A 17,530-nucleotide genomic window follows, 5' to 3' on the forward strand; every position below is an offset into this window, starting at 1 on the left:
AGGTGTAGCCATGTGCGGACTCTGCGGTTTGCTCGGTGAAGACCTGCACTGGAGCGACCCTCTGGGCGATGAGCTGCCGCGACGCCGTGAACGCCTGCGCCGCATCGCGGCGATCAACCAGGTGCTGGCGGTGTTCCGGCTCAAGGTCGAAGACTTTCAGGGCGCTTCGTACCTGCTGATGGGCGCCACTGGCAAGCAAGCGTTGGCGAGTGGCCTGGACCCTCTCTGGCAGGCGGCAGAAAGCATGCTCGGCCGCCCGCTGGACCCGCTTGACCCGCGCGTGCTTGATCACCTGGAGTCGTCATGAGCATCGCCCTCAACGTCATCACCGGCTTCCTTGGCAGTGGTAAAACCACCTTGCTTACGCGCCTCTTACACGGCGAAAGCCTCGGCGACACGGCACTGTTGATCAACGAGTTCGGCGATGTCGGCATCGACCATCTGTTGGTGGAAGAGGTCGCCCCGGACACGGTGTTGCTGCCCAGCGGTTGCGTGTGCTGCTCGATTCGTGGCGAGTTGAAAGAGGCGCTGCTCGGCCTGTTGCAACGCCGTGAGCGCGGTGAAATCCCGGCGTTCAAACGCGTGATCCTGGAAACCACCGGCCTTGCCGACCCGGCGCCGATCCTCGCCACCTTGAACAACGACGTGCAACTGCGCGGCCGCTTTCACATTGGCCTGGTGATTACCCTGGTCGACGCCAGCCACGCCGAGCTTCAGGAGCGCCTGCACCCGGAATGGCTGGCCCAGGTTGCTGCGGCCGATCGGCTGTTGCTGAGCAAGACCGACCTCGCCGGCGACTGTGATTCGCTGCGCACGCATTTGCAGGCGCTGAATGCCGGCACACCGATCCTCAATACCCATGACATTCTCAGCGGCGACCAATTGTTGCTCGGCGAGGGGTTGCGCAGCGCCGAGCCCGCCGTTGAAGTCAGCCGCTGGCAATTGCACCAAACCACCACGGCCACCCACGGCGCCGCGCAAGTGTGCTGCCTGACCTTCGAACAGCCGTTGGACTGGGTCGGCTTCGGGGTCTGGTTGTCGATGCTGCTAAGATGCCACGGCGAACGAATCCTTCGCGTCAAAGGACTGCTTAACGTGAACGCAAGCTCGGCCCCCATCGTCATTCATGGCGTGCAGCACTGCCTGCATGCCCCGGTGCACTTGCCTGCCTGGCCAGGCACCGACCGCCAATCACGGCTGGTATTTATCCTGCGCGGCCTCGACCCGGCACTGCTGCGCCGCTCTTTTGAAGTGTTCTCGCGGCGGTTCGCCGCATGATCACCTTGCGTGTCCTCGGTACGTCGGTGACCTTGCTCGAATGCCTGCGCGTGCGCGCCGAACAGGAACTGGGCATTCGCCTGGTCTACCAGGTGCACGATGTCGCACAGGCGCAACGCATCGCGGTAATGCAGCCCGAGAGTTACGACCTGTACGACCAATGGTTCCACAACGTTGATTTTGTGTGGCCGGCGCGCGCGATCCAGCCGATCGACACGCGGCGTATCGCGTTGTGGCACGAGATCAACGAATTGCCCAAGCGCGGCCGGCTGTCGGCCAATGATCGCCTGGGCAGCGGCAGCGTGCCCAGTGAGCGCCTGTTCGTGCAGCATGACGGCAGCCTCGGCAGCACCGTGACCGAGCGCATCAGCATGCTGCCGCTGACCCACAATGCTGACAGTTTTGCCTATCGCCCCGAGCGTTTGCCCGAAGGATTCAGCCACGGCAATGAAAGTTGGGGCTGGCTGCTCGACCCGGCCTGGCGCGCGCGTACCGCGCTGCAAAGTGACGCGGCCATTGGCGCGCTGGATGCCGCTTTGGCGGTGCAGGGCGCTGGGCTGGCGCAGTTCAAGGACGTCGGCAATATGAGCATCGAGGAGATCGATGTGCTGGCCGACATCCTGGTGCGCAAGCAGAAGGAGGGGCACTTTGCGGCGTTCTGGTCGGATGATGAAGAGGCGGCGCAGCTGATGCTGAGCCCGAGCATTGATATCCAGAGCCTGTGGTCGCCGACCTTGATGCGCCTGCACCGGGCAGGGGTCAAGTACCGGCTGGCGGTGCCTCGCGAAGGCTACCGCGCCTGGTTTGGCGGGTTGTCGTTGTCGCGCCATGCCCAAGGGCCGGTGCTGGATGCGGCGTATGCTTACCTGAATTGGTGGTTGTCCGGTTGGCCGGGGGCGGTCATGGCGCGCCAGGGTTACTACATCGGCAACCCGGCGCGCACGCGCGATCATTTGAGCCACGCCGAGTGGGATTACTGGTATGCCGGCAAGCCAGCACGCGAAGAATTGCTGGGCAGCGATGGCTTGCCGTTGATCGACATCGGTGAAGTGCGGGATGGCGGCTCGTATGAGCAACGCATGGGGCACATCGCGGTGTGGAACTCAGTGATGGATGAACACAACTACCTGGTGCGCCGATGGGGGGACTTCATGCGCGCGCGCAGCGCTTAGGTCAGTGGTTGCCTGCCTGTCAATAATGTGACGCAAAAGTTCCAGTGTTTGTTGAGTGTACTTATCCCAAGTCCCAGCTAATCTGCTTAAACCAAATATCCAATAAAATTGGATATTTTTTTGACGCCAGACCAGCCGCCGCCAGGGATGCGTATGAACAAGCAACGCAGTGGCACCGAGAGGCGAATCCTGCCGGAGGGCACGGCAACGACGTGGCGCCACACCTTCCAGACCCGCATCGCCGCGGTGTTGGCGCTATTGCTACTGGTGGTCGTGGCGGCGACTTACTTCGCGGTCAAGGTCGCCACCACCCGCGCCGTGGAAAACCAGGCCCAAGTCCAGCTCACTACCGGTATCCAGGTGTTCGAGCGCTTGCTGGAGCTGCGCGGGCGCCGTCTGCAATACGGGCTGGACTGGCTCACCGTCGATGCTCCGTTCAAACACGCAGTGATTGAAGGCCAGGCCGAATCGATTCGGGCTGCGCTGCGTCGGCATGGCCCCGGCATCCACTCAACGGAAGTATTCGTGTTGAGCCTGGATGGCAAGGTGATGGTCAGCACCTTGCCGGAACTGACCGGCGGTCAGCCGTTTCCCTATGCCGAGGCGTTGCGTCATGCGCGGCGCAGTGGCTTGCAGATGCTCATCGTTGCCATGGACGGCCAGCCGTATTTGCTGGTGCAGGATGAAGTGCTCGACCCGCTGCCTATTGCCCGCGTGGTCATGGGCTTTGCGATGGACAAGCTGTTCGCCAACGAACTGCGCTCCATGAGCAACCTTGAGCTGTCGTTCCTCGGCGTGCAGGACGGCCGCGTCGGCCAGTTGTTCAGTACCCAGCCTGAGGCCTATCAGGCTGCGATCATCCATATGATGCACGAGGCGCCGCTGGACCCTGCAGCGCGGATCACTGTGTTTTACGGGCAACGGGTGCTCAGCCAGGTGCTGCCGCTGGCCAATACCGGCGAGGGCGACGAGGTGCGCGTGTTGCTGCAAAGCCCGCTGGACCATGCGCTGGAGTCCTTTGCGCCGCTGGACCAGCAGTTTATGGGGATTGCCCTGGCGGTACTGCTCGTGTCGCTGGCGGGCGCGTTGTTCCTGGCGCGACGCGTGTCACGCCCGCTCAACGCCCTGGTGCAAGCGGCGGAACGGATTGGTGCCGGTGACTACCACACGCCGGTGCAGGTGCGCAGCCACGATGAGTTCGGCGTGTTGGCCCGGGCATTCAACGCCATGCAAAGTGGAATTGCCGTGCGCGAGCGTCAATTGGCCCATAACGCCCTGCATGACCCGCTCACCGGGTTGCCCAATCGCGCCCTGGCCATGGAGCGCCTGGGCAGCGCGATCAGTGCCCGGCGGCCGGTGGTGTTGGTGTACCTGGGGATTGAAAACTACCGGGTGATCAACGAAGGCTTCGGCCCGCAGGGCGTCGAAGAAATGCTCCGCGAAGCCAGCCGATGCCTGTCGATGAGCCTGCAGGCCAGCGACACCGCCGCGCGCATCGCCGGCAGTGAATTTTTACTGTTGTTGGAAAATACTGATATCGACTGCGCCGTGGCGCGTGTCGACCGCCTGTATGGGCTGCTCACCGAACCCCAGCGTATCGGCCATGATGAAGTGCGCCATGAAGTGAGTATCGGCATCGCGGCTTACCCGGCCGACGGCCAGCAGGTGGATGAACTGATCAGCCGCGCCGCCATTGCCCGGCATGATGCGGCGAGCTTGTCCGGGTATTTGCAGATCTACCAGCAGGACCGCGACCTGGCGCATCAGCGCCAGATCACGCTGATTCGCGACTTGCGTCGCGCGGTGGTGGAGGGCGAATTGTTCCTCTGTTACCAGCCTAAACTCGATCTGGTTGACGGCCGTGTGCGTCAGGCCGAAGCCCTGTTGCGCTGGCAGCATCCGACCCTTGGCCAAGTGTCACCGACCGAATTCATTCCCCTCGCCGAGCGCACCGGCAGCATGGGCGCCTTGACCCTGTGGGCGATCGAGGAGGCTATTCGCCAAATGGCCGAGTGGGCACAACGCGGTTTGCACCTGCAGCTGTCGGTGAATATCTCGGTGGACGACTTGGCGGATGACGACCTGGCTATTCGTGTCACCGCCTTGTTGATGCACTACAACGTATCGGCCGAGCACTTGATTTTCGAAATCACTGAAAGCGCGATCATGCACAACCCGCAGCAGGCCCTCAGCGTGCTGGAGCAACTGCGCGGCTGCGGCATCAGCCTGTCGGTGGATGACTTTGGCACGGGCTATTCATCGCTCGCGCAATTGCAGCGCTTGCCGGTGCAGGAATTGAAGATCGACCAATCCTTCATCCGCAACCTCGACAGCACCAGCGGCGATGGCGTGATCGTGCGGTCAACCATCGAAATGAGCCACAACCTGGGGCTCAAGGTGGTGGCGGAAGGGGTGGAGTTCGAGCCCAGCCTGATGCTGCTCAAACAGTGGAAGTGCGACACCGCACAGGGTTACCTGATCAGCCGGCCATTGAATGCCATGGCGTTTGAACGGTGGATGCGGCGTGAGCATGTTGCCTTGTAAACCCGATCTCCAGCACACCACCTGAACCCGGTGGGAGGGGGCTTGCTCCCGAAAGCGGTGGGTCAGTGGAAGAATCGACAACGGGTACACCGCCATCGGGAACAAGCCCCCTCCCACAGGTCGCTCGCGGCAGGTACAAAAAAGGCGGCTACCCATCAGGTAGCCGCCTTGTTTTTACCACCGGTAATGCTTAATCCGGCAGTTTGAACGCCATCACGTAGTCACCCTGCTTGGTGCCCAGCGAGCCGTGACCGCCGGCCATGACCAGCACGTACTGCTTGCCGTCCTTGCCGGTGTAAGTCATCGGTGTGGTTTGCGCGCCTGCAGGCAGGCGGCCTTCCCACAGTTGCTTGCCGTTTTTCACGTCATAAGCACGCAGGTACTGGTCGAGGGTGCCGCTGAGGAAGGACACGCCACCGGCGGTGGTGAAAGTACCACCCAGGCTAGGCACGCCCATGGTCAGTGGGATTGGAACCGGCGAGCTGTCGCGCACGGTGCCGTTCTTGTGCATCCAGATGGTTTTGTGGGTGGTCAGGTCGACCGCTGCCACATAACCCCACGCCGGCGCCTGGCACGGCAGGCCCAGAGGCGACAGCAGGGCTTCGAGGATCACGCCGTATGGCGCGCCTTTGTTTGGCTGTACGCCTTCGGTCTCGCTGACGCGTGGACCTTGCTTGGCAATGTCGGCCGCCGGGATCAGTTTCGATTTGAACGCCATGTAGCTCGGGTTCACGAACGCAATCTGACGCACCGGGTCAACCGAAATGCCGCCCCAGTCGAACACGCCGAAGTTACCCGGGTAAACGATCGAACCTTGCAGCGATGGCGGAGTGAACGGACCGTCATAGCGCATCGATTTGAAATCGATCCGGCACAGCATCTGGTCGAACGGCGTCACGCCCCACATGTCGCGTTCTTTCAACGGCGGCGGCATGAAGTTCAGGTCGGACTTCGGTTGGGTCGGGGAGGTGTGATCGCCGGCCACTGCGCCTTGCGGTACAGGGATTTCGTTGATCGGCACCACCGGCTTGCCGTTGCTGCGGTCCAGCACATAGATGCTGCCTTGCTTGGTCGACGCCATCACCGCTTGCTTGACGCCGTCAGCGGTCTTGATGTCGATCAGGCTAGGCTGGCCGCCCACGTCCATGTCCCACAGGTCGTGGTGAGTGAACTGGAAGGTCCACTTCACATGGCCGCTGTCGATGTCCAGGGCCGTCAGGCCGGCGCTGTATTTTTCCGAATCTTCGGTACGGTCGCCGCCGTATTGGTCAGGCATCTGGTTGCCCATCGGCAGGTAGAGCATGCCGAGTTTTTCATCGACGCTGAACATGGACCACATGTTCGGCGAGTTGCGCGTGTAGGTCTTGCCCTCGGCCAACGGGGTGGTGTCGTCCGGGTTGCCGCTGTCCCAGTTCCACACCAGCTTGCCGGTGTGCACGTCGAACGCGCGGATGACACCGCTAGGCTCGTCGGTGGAGACGTTGTCGGTCACGTGACCGCCGATCACAACCAGGTTCTTGGTTACGGCCGGTGGCGACGTGGAGTAGTAACCGCCTGGGGCGAAGCTGCCGATATTGGCACGCAGGTCGACCTGGCCTTTGTCACCGAAGTCTTCGCACATCTTGCCGGTGTCGGCGTTCAGCGCGATCAGACGGGTATCGGCGGTCGGTACGAAAATACGTTTCGGGCAGACGGCACTCACCGGCGCAGCGCTGGCACTGCCGGTCGGGCTCTGCTCGGAAGCGTATACCGCGTCATCGTGATACGACACGCCACGGCAGGTCATGTGCGCCCAACCTTTGAAGTTCGCGGCACCTTCGGTGCTGATCTTCGGGTCGAAACGCCAGATTTCCTTGCCGGTGTCCGGGTCCAGGGCAATCACCTGGCTGTGCGGCGTGCACACATAGAGCATGCCGTTGACTTTCAGCGGGGTGTTTTCTGCGGTGGTTTCACCGGGATCGCCTGGGCCAGGGATGTCACCGGTACGGAAGGTCCACGCCGGCACCAGCTTGTGGGCGTTTTCCGGGGTGATCTGCGCCAGGGGCGAGTAACGATCACCGAACGCCGAACGGCCATAGGAGTTCCAGTCGCCATCGGCCTGGGTCGGTGCGGCGCTGGCAATGCCAGGCACCGCGTCACGGTCCAGTTGGCCGGTCTTGACCATTTCACCCGGGTTGGTGAATTGGCTGGCCAGGGCGGCAGCACCGGCCAGCACCACGGCTACGCTCAGCGCACCCGTGCCCAGTGGTGCGGCTTGACCACGCAGCAACGGACGGCGAAACCACGGCAGCAACAAGACGATGCCCAGCGCGAACAGCAGGGCCAGACGTGGCACCAGCTGCCACCAATCCAGGCCGACTTCCCACAGTGCCCACACGGTACTGGCGAACAGCACCAGTGCGTACAGGCCCAGCGCAGCGCGGCGGGTAGCCAGCAGCAAAACGCCGGTGAGGGCGATGCCGATACCGGCCAGCAGGTAGTACAGCGACCCGCCGAGCATGCTCAGCTTGACGCCGCCGGCCAGCAAGGCCAGCCCCATGATCAGCAGCAAGACGCCTAGCAACCTGGGCAGCAGGCGGCTTGGGCTTGAAGCACCATCAGTGCTCATAGTGTGTTTCTCCGTGACGTTGGAATTATGTAACCCCGTGCTTCACTGTAGATGACGATTTGGCGCGGGCTAGGTTCAGCGTTAATTCGAGTTTTTCTGGGGATAAGAGGGTTATCCACAAGCGGGCGATTTATTCCCAGGCGCAGGTCGGTGTAAGACAGCGCTGTCTTCGATGAAGGGTAAATTCGGCAAGATGGGATCGACCGCGGGCGTGAAACGTTTCAGTTTGTTGCCGACAAGGATAAAGCGCTGATGCGCCAAGAGAAAGCGCAAATCGCAAGATGCATCATTTCAGTTTTGGTAACAGTGACTAAGTGTCGCTGCAAAACAAATGTGGGAGGGGGCTTGCTCCCGATAGCAGTGGGTCAGCCATGAACAGGTCGACTGACACACTGTCATCGGGAGCAAGCCCCCTCCCACTGGGGATTTTCGGTGTTTTTTAGAAGGTGGTACGCACCCCGAACTGCACGCTTCTGCCCGGTGCCGGCGCGATATCGCGCAGAATCGAGCTGGCGTAGCGCACGGTCTGGTTGGTCAGGTTTTCGCCATTAACGAACGCCAGCCATTGGCTGCCACCCACATTGAAGCGATAACCCGCGCTTGCGCCCAGCGTGGTGTAGCCATCGGTGCCACGCTCGTTATCCGGCACTCGCCCTTGACCGGCCGCGTGTTCCACATTGATGCGCGCCTGCCAGCGGTCGAATTCCCACAGCAACCCGCTGTTCAAGCGCAGGGGCGCAATGCGTGGCAAGGCTTCGCCCGTGTCGAGGTTGGTGGCGCGGGTGTAGTCCCCCGACAGTTCCAGGGCGAATTTGCCGTAGGCGCCTTCGCCGAGTTTCCAGTGATCCTGGGCCTCGAAGCCGGCGAAACGTGCGCGTACGCCGGAGTATGTGTACTCAGGAATGCCCGCCGCGTCTTCTTCACCTTCATCGTTAAGCGTACGACCTGTGCCCAGCAAGCCGATGTAATTGGAGAAGCGGCTGTAAAACACGCCAAAGCTGCCCTTGTGGGTGCCGTTGTCAAAGCGCAACGCCAGGTCGCTGGACACGGCTTTTTCTTTCTTCAGCTTGGCGTCGCCCAGCTCGTAAGTGCCGGTCGCGACGTGGGCGCCGTTGGCATACAGCTCGTAAAAGGTCGGCGCGCGTTCGGTGTAGCCCAGGGTTGCGGCCAGGGACCAGATCGGCGTAAGGGTGTAGACCGCGCCGGACGACAGGCTGCCGGCGGTGAAGTCATTGGCGTGGTCGGCGCCGGCAAAGCGCGCATTGCCCTTGGCGTTCGGGTCGATGTTGGTGTGTTCCAGGCGCCCGCCGAGGCTGAGCTTCAGGCGCTCGGTGGCCTGCATTTCTTCGAGGATGAACAGCGCGCCGGCGTTGGTGTCGGTCTGTGGCACGAAGGCTTCTTCGCCCAGTGCCGAGAACTCGTTACGGGTCACTTGTGCGCCCACCACGCCATCGAACGGGCCCAGCGGTTGGTGGCGGGCTTCAACGCGCGCCTCATAACCCTTGTTCTTGAAGATCGTGCCGGTTTCGCCGCCTTCGATTTCGCGGTGCTCGTAATCGGTGTAGCCCGCGTCGAGTTTTACCGAGGTAAACGGGCCTTGCAGGTTGCGGATCTCGGACGCAAAGGCGTAGTGATCCTGCTTCATGCGGATGCGCACGTCCTGTTCGGCGGGTGAGCCGTAGTTGGCGTCGTAGTTGCTGTAGGACAGCCCGGCATAACCGTCGTCCCAGGTGTAGGAACCGCCCAGCGCGCCGCCGTCCTGGCGCCCGTCGCTGTTGCCCAGGCGGCCATTCTTGCCAGGCCCGTCTTCGGTTTGCGGGGCATGGCGGCTGCGGGCCTGACCGGGGATTTTGAGGTCGTTGAATTGCCGCGCATTGGCGTCCAGATGCAGCGCGAAGGTGCCGTTGCCGGCTTCCAGTTTGCCGGCGCTGCTGCGGGTGGTGTCGGCGCCGCCATAGCGCAATTCACCTGCACCGTGGATGCCTTCGATGGCTTCGGTGGGGATGCGGTTATCGAACGTGTTGACCACGCCGCCAATCGCGCTGCCGCCATACAACAGCGCGGCCGGGCCTCGCACGATTTCAATGCGCTCGACGTTGACCGGGTCCAACGGCACCGCATGGTCATAGGACAGTGACGACGCGTCCAGTGCGCCCACGCCGTTGCGCAGAATGCGAATGCGGTCGCCATCCTGGCCTCGAATGATCGGGCGGCTGGCGCCTGGGCCAAAGTACGAAGACGACACACCTGGCTGCTTGTTCAGGGTCTCGCCGAGGCTGCCTTTTTGTTGCAGCGTGAGGTCATCGCCTTCCAGCACGGTGGTGGGCGAGGCGAGTTGTTCACTGCCCAGCGGGTTGCCGGTAATCACTTGGGGTTGCAGCTCAAGGGCGTGGGCTTCAGAGCAGATCAGCAGGGCGGCGGCAAGCGGGGTCAAGCGCCACAGAGAGGAGAGGGACATCGGACATTCCTTGGCAAAACGGCACAAAAAAGAGAAGGCTTAAAACGGTATCGGAAGCGTTACTTTTGATAAGTATCGTTACAATATAACATCTCTTTTTTTGCTGAAAAGGGGAACTTTTCTTCAGGGGCTATATTCAATGCGGTGCTTCCACCCGTACGCCCCGTCGGCTAAGGTGCGCGGCTGTGTTTCCTCTTTTTGCAAAAGGCCCGGCATGACCGCGACAAGCAACGACCCGCTCCACGGTGTGACCCTGCAGCACGTCCTCACCACCCTGGTGGAACATTACGAATGGAGTGGTCTGGCCGAACGCATCGATATCCGCTGCTTCAAGAGCGACCCGAGCATCAAGTCGAGCCTGACGTTCCTGCGCAAAACCCCGTGGGCGCGGGAGAAAGTCGAAAGCTTGTACGTCAAGCTGATGCGTACCAAACGCCCGCTGGACTGAGCCGATGAAACGCTTTGTCGCGGTCGCGGCACTGGCCGGCTGGGTGGGGCTGGCGATTCAGCAATACCTGATTTTCTATTCGCGCTGGTCGACCGACGCCAGCCTGTTGGGCGGGCTGATCAACTTTTTCAGTTTCTTCACCGTGCTCACCAACACCTTGGTCGTGGTGGTGTTGAGCTATGCGCTGGTCAGTCGCGATTCCACAGCCAAACGGTGGTTCCTGACGCCGGCGGTTACCAGTGGGGTTGCCGCGAGCATCGTCGTGGTCAGCCTGGCCTACAACCTGCTGTTGCGGCATTTATGGAGCCCGACGGGCTTTCAATTTATCGCCGACGAATTGCTGCACGACGTGATGCCGGTGCTGTTTTTAATCTACTGGTGGCGCTGTGTACCGAAGGGTCGCTTGCGTTTCAAACACATCGGCGCCTGGGTGATCTACCCGCTGGTGTACTTCGCTTATGTGCTCCTGCGCGGGCATTTGCTCGGGCAATATCAGTACCCGTTCATTGATGTGGCCACCCTCGGTTATCCACAGGTGTTTGTGAATGCCGGGGGGCTCCTGGCGGGGTTTGTGCTGATTGCGGTGGCCGTGGTGGGGCTGGATAAATGCTTAAAGCCACCCCGAGAATAAAGGTGGGAGCGGGCTTGCTCGCGAAAGCGGACGGTCAGTCAATGCATCTGACACTGAGCCACCGTTTTCGCCAGCCAGCCCGCTCCCACAATTGAGTTGTGTCCGGCTCAGTCTTCTGTGCTGCCTTCGGCGCGCCAGTAACCCACAGCTTTGAGATACTCTTCATTGACCTTGTGCGTGTCCAGCAGCACTCGCCGCACCAGGCGCGACAGCTTGGTTTCGGTCGCCACGAAGCTGTAAAGCGAGCCGCTCGGCAGCGTCAGTGAGCGCACGGTGTCGAGCAGGTCATCCTGGCCGCGCACCACCCATATCACCTCCACATCGGCAGCACTGTTCAGTGTTTGCTGTTCCGCCGCATCGGCGATTTCAATCACCGCCAGCACTTTACGGCCCGCCGGTAACTCCTCCAGGCGGCGCGCGATGGCGGGCAGGGCGGTTTCATCGCCGATCAGCAGGTAGCTGTCGAAGATATCCGGCACGATCATCGAACCGCGTGGCCCGCCGATGTACAGGTGTTGGCCGACCTGCGCCTGCTCGGCCCACGTGGAGGCAGGGCCGTCGCCGTGCAGCACGAAGTCGATATCCAACTCGCCGATGCTCAGGTCGAAGCGACGCGGTGTGTAGTCGCGCATGGCCGGTTGCGGGCCGTCGCCCTTGATAGTGAAGGTCGGGCTTTCCAGCGCGGCCTGTTCGGCGGCGTTCTGCGGGAACAGCAGTTTGATGTGGTCGTCGCTGCCCAGGCTGACAAAGCCCGCCAGTTCCGGCCCGCCCAAGGTGATGCGGCGCATGCGTGGGGTGATATCGACTACCCGCAGCACGTGCAGGCGACGACGTTTGATTTCGTGGGTGACGCGGTGGATAGCTTGCGTATTCATTGGTCTTTCCCGTCGGCAATGGCTTGAGCGGTGCGGTTGAGCAGCGCCGCGACACGCACGATTTCTTCCGGGCTCCAGCGCCCGTGGTGCGAATGCAAGGCGTGACGCAGGTTGTGTACCGCCTCGTGAATTTCCGGTGGGCGGTCGTGGCCGCGTAACGCGCGTTTGCTGACGTCGATGCGCATGCGCACACCGTCCAGCGCAACGGCTTGTTCGCTAAGGAAGAGACGACCGGCGTCGGTAATTGTGTAGCGTTTTTTTCCGCCATCGGCGTCGCCCTGGATCAGATCGCTTTCTTCCAGAAAGGTCAGGGTCGGGTAAATCACGCCGGGGCTTGGGGTATAGGCGCCGTCGAACAGGCTTTCGATTTGGCGGATCAGGTCGTAGCCGTGGCAGGGCTGCTCGGCGATCAACGCTGGCAGCAGCAGTTTCAAATCGCCGGGTGCAAACACCCGGGGGCCGCGACCGCGGCTGGCGCGTGGGTCAAAGCCGTCACGCTGGTGGGAATGGTCTCGCATGGCAGGAACCTCTGTGTGTTTCTAGATATAACTTAAGATATATCTTACGGCCTGCGCAAAGCCGCCCGACAGACGGTTGTTCGTCGCGCCCTCATTGTGAAACCTGTTAGTTGCCATGCCCGCGTCACAGCGCGCTTATGTTAGTTGATGTAATCCACTTCTTACAGACTTGTTAAGTTGTAAAGCATTCTCATTAGTCCTGACGTAGTCCGCGTCTTACAGCTGTTTTTAAAGTTTTGGCAAATGGCCATAATTTTCTGATGTGTCTTGGTATTGCAAGGCTACGCGATTCAGGGAAACAGACGGCTTACTCTTTCAAACTTGAAATGCACACTGGCCTGGCTTTGAGCGAACACTGATTTGCAATACAAGTTATTGGAAAGCTGTGCAATTCCTACGCAGGACTGCGGCAGGATTTATTTGATGAGTCATTACTCTTATTTGGATGTTTGCAAATGAAAACTAAGATGAAAACTGCGCTGTTGTCTGTCGGTCTGTTGATGGGTTCGATGTCTGTGGCTAACGCGTCGGATGGCACCATTACCTTCTTGGGGTCGGTCCACTCGGGTGCGTGCTCTATCAAGCCTGAATCCGTAGACCAGACCGTCCGCCTTGGCGCGATCGCCAAGCATCAACTGCAAGCTGGCGGCAAGTCTGAAGCCCGCAGTGTGAAGATTGAGCTGGAAGGCTGCGACCTGACCGGCCTCACCGACAAAACCGTGACCACCTCCTTCACCGCGTCGCCATCCGACGCTGTGCCGGGTGCGATCGGCACCGTCGGTGGGGCTGGCGGCATCGGCATCATGATGACCCATGGCGGCAAAGTCATTGAGCTGGGCACACCTACCACGCCGCAAGCGATTACCACGGGCAACAACACGCTGGAGTTTGGTGCCTATGTGCAAGGCGCCGCTACCGCCGACATCATCCCTGGCGATTTCAGCGCGGTCACCAACTTCACCTTGGCTTATCAGTAAGTTTCCCCCCGCCACCCAAGGGTGGCGGGGGACGCTGACCGGAGATAAATAGGTGAAGACACTCATAACTGTCGCTATTGCCTCTTCATTGATGATGCTCCTCAGCCCTGATGTGGCTGCACGCACGGCGTCGCAGGGCGAAGGGGTCGTCACGCTGGGTGGAGAGATCGTTGACTCCGCCTGTGGGTTGGAGCTGGCCAGCGTCAATCAAACCATCGAAATGCCTCCTGAACCGATAGGCCGGCTTTTGCGCAACGCCGTCGGCGCTGTGCAGCCGTTCCAGTTACGCCTGGTCAATTGCTCCCTGACTCGCCCCGACCCGAATCGCCCCGGTGTAAACCTGCCTGATTGGGAACACCTGCGCGTCACGTTTGACGGGCCTCGCGACCGAGGCGGGATGTCCTTTGCGGTCTTTGGCGGTTCGCAGGGGGTGGCCCTGCACATTCAGGATGCGGCCGGTCAGGAGAGCGTTCCCGGTGTACCGATGGCGTTAATGCCTCTGGCCAATGGCGACATGACACTTCATTACACGCTTCGCCTGGTCGGTAATGGACTGCCATTGGTGACGGGTGCCCACGGTGCCGCAGTGCGGTTCAAGTTGGAATACTTTTGAACACGGGTTGCTTTAATGTTAAATACGTTGAAGGTCAAAAATACACTTCGTCCGAGTATCGTTGGCGGGTTGATGTCACTGGCAGGCACAGCAATGGGCGCCGCTGATATCGAGTTTAATACCGATGTTCTTGATCTTGTCGATCGCTCTAATATTGATTTGTCTCGGTTTGCGCGCAGCGGTTTTATCCTGCCCGGCACTTACTCGATGGTGGTACAGATCAATAGCCAGTCTATGGCTGAACATTCAATAGCGTTCTATCACCCTGATGACGACCCGAAAGGCAGTCAAGCCTGTTTGTCAGCGGAACTGGTGGAACAGTTGGGCCTGAAAGAGTCCGGTGCCGCCACACTTAAATGGTGGAAGGGCGGGCAGTGCCTGGACATTCAAAGTTTGCCGGGCATGGAAGTCAGTGGTGACCTGGCGACGTCCACCCTGAACATCAACCTGCCCCAAGCCTACCTTGAGTACAACGCGATCAATTGGGACCCGCCCTCGCGTTGGGATGAAGGCGTGCCGGGGTTGTTGCTGGACTACAACCTGACGGCGCAATCGAATTACCAAAAGAACGAGCGCACCCGCAATAACCTCAGTGGCAATGGCACCGTCGGGGCCAATGCCGGGGCCTGGCGCCTGCGTGCGGATTGGCAGGGGCGTGTGGAAAAAGGCCGTGAAGGGCCGGCGGGTGATCGCCAGATAGAGTGGAGCCGCTACTACGCATATCGCGCCATTCCAGCGCTGAGAGCGCGCTTGCTGGTGGGCGAAAACTACCTGTACTCCGACCTGTTTGATAGCTTTCGCTTTACCGGCGTGGCGCTCAATTCGGATGAAAGCCAACTGCCGCCCAACTTGCGTGGTTATGCCCCGGAAGTGGTCGGGGTGGCCAAGACTAATGCAAAAGTCGTTATCAGCCAGCAGGGGCGTGTACTGCATGAAACCCTGGTGGCGGCAGGCCCGTTTCGCATCCAGGACCTCAACGACGCCGTGACCGGCAAGATCGACGTGCGCGTTGAAGAGCAAGACGGTTCGGTGCACACCTTCCAGATGGACACGGCAGGCGTTCCCTACCTGACGCGCCCCGGGCAGGTTCGCTACAAGGTCGCGACAGGGCGCCCGACCAATCTGCAGTACGGCGCCGAAGGCAACGCGTTCGGCACCGGCGAGTTCTCCTGGGGCATCAGCAACGGCTGGTCGCTGTTTGGCGGCGGCATGACCGACAACAACTACCGCGCGCTCACGGTCGGTGCGGGGCGTGACCTGTTGGCGTTCGGGGCTGTCTCGCTGGACGTTACCCAATCCCATGCCAATGTGTGGAACGAGTCACTGTCGGGTAAATCCTATCGCCTTCAATACTCCAAGAACTTTGAACAGTACGACAGCCAGGTGACCTTTGCCGGTTACCGGTTTTCCGACAAGAACTACTTGAGTATGGCTGAGTACCTGGATGCCCGGCATTACGGTTTGAGCGGCGAACTCGGCGGGCGTGGGCGCTTCAACGAGAACGGTGAGTACAGCGAGGACTGGCGGCCGATCGGCGGCAATAAAGCCCTGTACACGGTGACGGTGAACAAACAGTTTCGTGATATGGGCACCACCGTCTACGCAAGCTACAACAAACAGACGTATTGGGACCGGCCGGACACCCAGCGTTGGAACCTGACAGTGTCCCGCTACTTCAATGTGGGCAGCGTCAAGAACATGAGCTTGTCACTGAATGCCTACCGCACTCAGGAATACAGCTACAAAGATAACGGCTTGGCGCTGACGGTGAGTTTACCGTTGGGGCGCACCGGCACCTTGTCGATGGATGCTAACAGGGCCGCAGGCGAAAACACCTTTTCAACGCGCTACGCCGATCGCTTTGATGAGCGTAATAGCTACCAGCTCAGTGCAAGTGACAAATCCGCCAGTGGTTACCTCAGCCATATCGGTGACCAGGCCGACATCGACGTCAGCGTCAGTACGCAACAGGGGAATGGCCGGACCCTCGGTGCGACGGTTCGCGGCGGTGGCACGCTCACGCCTTACGGTGGCGCACTGCATCGAACCAGCAGCACCGGCGGCACCCGCCTGATGGTCGACACCGCAGGTGTGGCCGATGTGCCGGTACGCGGTTATGGCACCCCTACGCGCAGCAACGCCTTCGGCAAAGCGGTGATCTCCGATATCAGCAGCTACCAGCGCACGGCAGCCAGCGTTGATCTGGAGAAATTGCCGAGCAATGTCGAAGCCACGCAATCGATGACGCAGCTGACGCTCACCGAAGGCGCCATCGGTTATCGCGCGCTGGACGTGGTTGCCGGCGAGAAAGCCATGGCTGAACTGCGGCTGCCCGATGGCACGTCACCGCCGTTTGGCGCGACGGTGCAGAACCTCAAACAACAAGACACCGGCATTGTGAATGACGGCGGCAGCGTCTACCTGAGCGGCATTCAGCCGGGCGGGCAGATGAGTGTCAGTTGGGGCGGCGATGCGCGGTGCATCTTCACGCTGCCCACGGTGTTGCCGCCAGATAGCCTGACCCATGCCCTGAAACTGCGCTGCCAAATGGTAGCCGCCACTGATCAAGCCCTGCCCGAGCCTGAAGCACTGACCGGCCAGCGCACCCCTATGGAGAACCCATCCTCATGATGCTCACGACACGCCTTACCTTACCGACCTTCGCGTTGCTGGCGCTCGGCTTGAGCCAGAGTGTCAACGCCGCTGTCGGCCTGGACCGCACCCGAGTGATTTTTGATGGTGGCAAGGATGCAACCAGCGTCAACATCACCAATAACAACACCCAGTTGCCGTACCTGGCCCAGGGTTGGATCGAAGATGAAGACGGTAAAAAAATCAATTCGCCCCTGATCGTACTGCCGCCGGTGCAACGCCTGGAGCCGGGCAAGCAAAGCCAGGTCAAAGTCCAGGCGCTGCCGGCAGCCAAGTCGTTGCCGCAGGATCGAGAGACGGTCTACTACTTCAACCTGCGGGAGATTCCGCCGCGCAGTGACAAGTCCAACACCCTGCAGATTGCCCTGCAAACCCGAATCAAATTGTTCTACCGCCCGCAGGCGATTACGCCAAGCCAGCAAGACCTGTCCACCCCCTGGCAGGAAAAGCTGACGCTGACCCGCGACGGCGACCGTTACCAGGTCAACAACCCGACGCCTTACTACGTGACCCTGGTGGATGCGCGCAGCAGCAAGGACGGCAAAACCGTGGCCGGGTTTGTACCGGTGATGGTACCGCCCAAAGGCACGCTGGCCCTGGGGCCAACCGCCCGGGAACTTGGCAACACGCCTTACCTGGCCTACGTGAATGATTACGGCGGACGCCCGCTGATGCCCTTCACCTGCACAGGCTCAACGTGCCAGGTGAATGTGCAAGCGTCAGCGTCTACCCAGTAATGCTGGCTGCCGGAGAAAA

At 60.8% G+C, this 17,530-nt stretch carries 14 protein-coding genes; 10 read left to right on the forward strand and 4 right to left on the reverse strand.

The genetic code is table 11. From position 1 onward, the window contains the following. Positions 1 to 10: 10 nt before the first annotated feature. The 4 genes from CPH89_RS16500 (at position 11) to CPH89_RS16515 (ending at position 4,994) form a co-directional block, all read left to right on the forward strand. Positions 11 to 307, forward strand: coding sequence for a hypothetical protein (locus CPH89_RS16500; RefSeq protein ID WP_053254589.1), 297 nt, complete (start codon positions 11 to 13; stop codon positions 305 to 307). Next, positions 304 to 1,278 (forward strand): CobW family GTP-binding protein, encoded by a 975-nt coding sequence (locus CPH89_RS16505; RefSeq protein WP_053254590.1) that lies wholly within the window; start codon positions 304 to 306, stop codon positions 1,276 to 1,278. Before CPH89_RS16500 ends, CPH89_RS16505 begins: the two co-directional genes overlap by 4 nt. Continuing rightward, on the forward strand, positions 1,275 to 2,450 hold the full coding sequence (locus CPH89_RS16510) for an ABC transporter substrate-binding protein (protein ID WP_053254591.1): 1,176 nt from the start codon (positions 1,275 to 1,277) through the stop codon (positions 2,448 to 2,450). Before CPH89_RS16505 ends, CPH89_RS16510 begins: the two co-directional genes overlap by 4 nt. Before the next feature lie 153 nt (positions 2,451 to 2,603). After that, positions 2,604 to 4,994: a putative bifunctional diguanylate cyclase/phosphodiesterase gene (locus CPH89_RS16515; RefSeq protein WP_053254592.1), complete on the forward strand. Its 2,391-nt coding sequence runs from the start codon at positions 2,604 to 2,606 to the stop codon at positions 4,992 to 4,994. Between the two features lie 190 nt (positions 4,995 to 5,184). Here the strand turns inward: CPH89_RS16515 and CPH89_RS16520 are convergent, their stop codons facing one another. Together CPH89_RS16520 and CPH89_RS16525 are read right to left on the reverse strand one after the other, a co-directional pair. Further along, positions 5,185 to 7,602 (reverse strand): glucose/quinate/shikimate family membrane-bound PQQ-dependent dehydrogenase, encoded by a 2,418-nt coding sequence (locus CPH89_RS16520; protein ID WP_053254593.1) that lies wholly within the window; start codon positions 7,600 to 7,602, stop codon positions 5,185 to 5,187. A 439-nt stretch (positions 7,603 to 8,041) separates the two neighbouring features. Beyond that, positions 8,042 to 10,060, reverse strand: a complete 2,019-nt coding sequence (locus tag CPH89_RS16525; RefSeq protein ID WP_053254594.1) for a TonB-dependent receptor — start codon at positions 10,058 to 10,060, stop codon at positions 8,042 to 8,044. A gap of 214 nt (positions 10,061 to 10,274) precedes the next feature. On the opposite strand from CPH89_RS16525, the gene CPH89_RS16530 reads away from it, so the two are divergent. After that, on the forward strand, positions 10,275 to 10,508 hold the full coding sequence (locus tag CPH89_RS16530; RefSeq protein ID WP_043048686.1) for a VF530 family protein: 234 nt from the start codon (positions 10,275 to 10,277) through the stop codon (positions 10,506 to 10,508). Positions 10,509 to 10,512: 4 nt separating this feature from the next. Next, positions 10,513 to 11,139, forward strand: a complete 627-nt coding sequence (locus CPH89_RS16535) for a Pr6Pr family membrane protein (RefSeq protein ID WP_053254595.1) — start codon at positions 10,513 to 10,515, stop codon at positions 11,137 to 11,139. A 107-nt stretch (positions 11,140 to 11,246) separates the two neighbouring features. On the opposite strand, the gene CPH89_RS16540 is transcribed toward CPH89_RS16535, so the two are convergent. Both CPH89_RS16540 and CPH89_RS16545 read right to left on the reverse strand, forming a co-directional pair. After that, entirely contained in the window at positions 11,247 to 12,014 is a 768-nt protein-coding gene (locus tag CPH89_RS16540; RefSeq protein WP_053254596.1) for a siderophore-interacting protein, read from the reverse strand. Further along, positions 12,011 to 12,532 (reverse strand): PadR family transcriptional regulator, encoded by a 522-nt coding sequence (locus CPH89_RS16545; RefSeq protein WP_053254597.1) that lies wholly within the window; start codon positions 12,530 to 12,532, stop codon positions 12,011 to 12,013. Before CPH89_RS16545 ends, CPH89_RS16540 begins: the two co-directional genes overlap by 4 nt. Before the next feature lie 467 nt (positions 12,533 to 12,999). On the opposite strand from CPH89_RS16545, the gene CPH89_RS16550 reads away from it, so the two are divergent. The 4 genes from CPH89_RS16550 to CPH89_RS16565 are packed head-to-tail and all read left to right on the forward strand — an operon-like array spanning position 13,000 to position 17,511. Beyond that, positions 13,000 to 13,509: a fimbrial protein gene (locus tag CPH89_RS16550; RefSeq protein ID WP_053254598.1), complete on the forward strand. Its 510-nt coding sequence runs from the start codon at positions 13,000 to 13,002 to the stop codon at positions 13,507 to 13,509. A gap of 52 nt (positions 13,510 to 13,561) precedes the next feature. Continuing rightward, on the forward strand, positions 13,562 to 14,122 hold the full coding sequence (locus CPH89_RS16555) for a fimbrial protein (protein WP_053254599.1): 561 nt from the start codon (positions 13,562 to 13,564) through the stop codon (positions 14,120 to 14,122). Between the two features lie 15 nt (positions 14,123 to 14,137). Further along, positions 14,138 to 16,753: an outer membrane usher protein gene (locus tag CPH89_RS16560; RefSeq protein WP_155512277.1), complete on the forward strand. Its 2,616-nt coding sequence runs from the start codon at positions 14,138 to 14,140 to the stop codon at positions 16,751 to 16,753. Beyond that, positions 16,750 to 17,511, forward strand: a complete 762-nt coding sequence (locus tag CPH89_RS16565) for a fimbria/pilus periplasmic chaperone (RefSeq protein ID WP_053254601.1) — start codon at positions 16,750 to 16,752, stop codon at positions 17,509 to 17,511. The genes CPH89_RS16560 and CPH89_RS16565 overlap by 4 nt, the downstream gene beginning before the upstream one ends. The last annotated feature ends 19 nt before the right edge of the window (positions 17,512 to 17,530 follow it).

Origin of the sequence: Pseudomonas fluorescens (assembly GCF_900215245.1) — a bacterium.
Taxonomy (GTDB): domain Bacteria; phylum Pseudomonadota; class Gammaproteobacteria; order Pseudomonadales; family Pseudomonadaceae; genus Aquipseudomonas; species Aquipseudomonas fluorescens.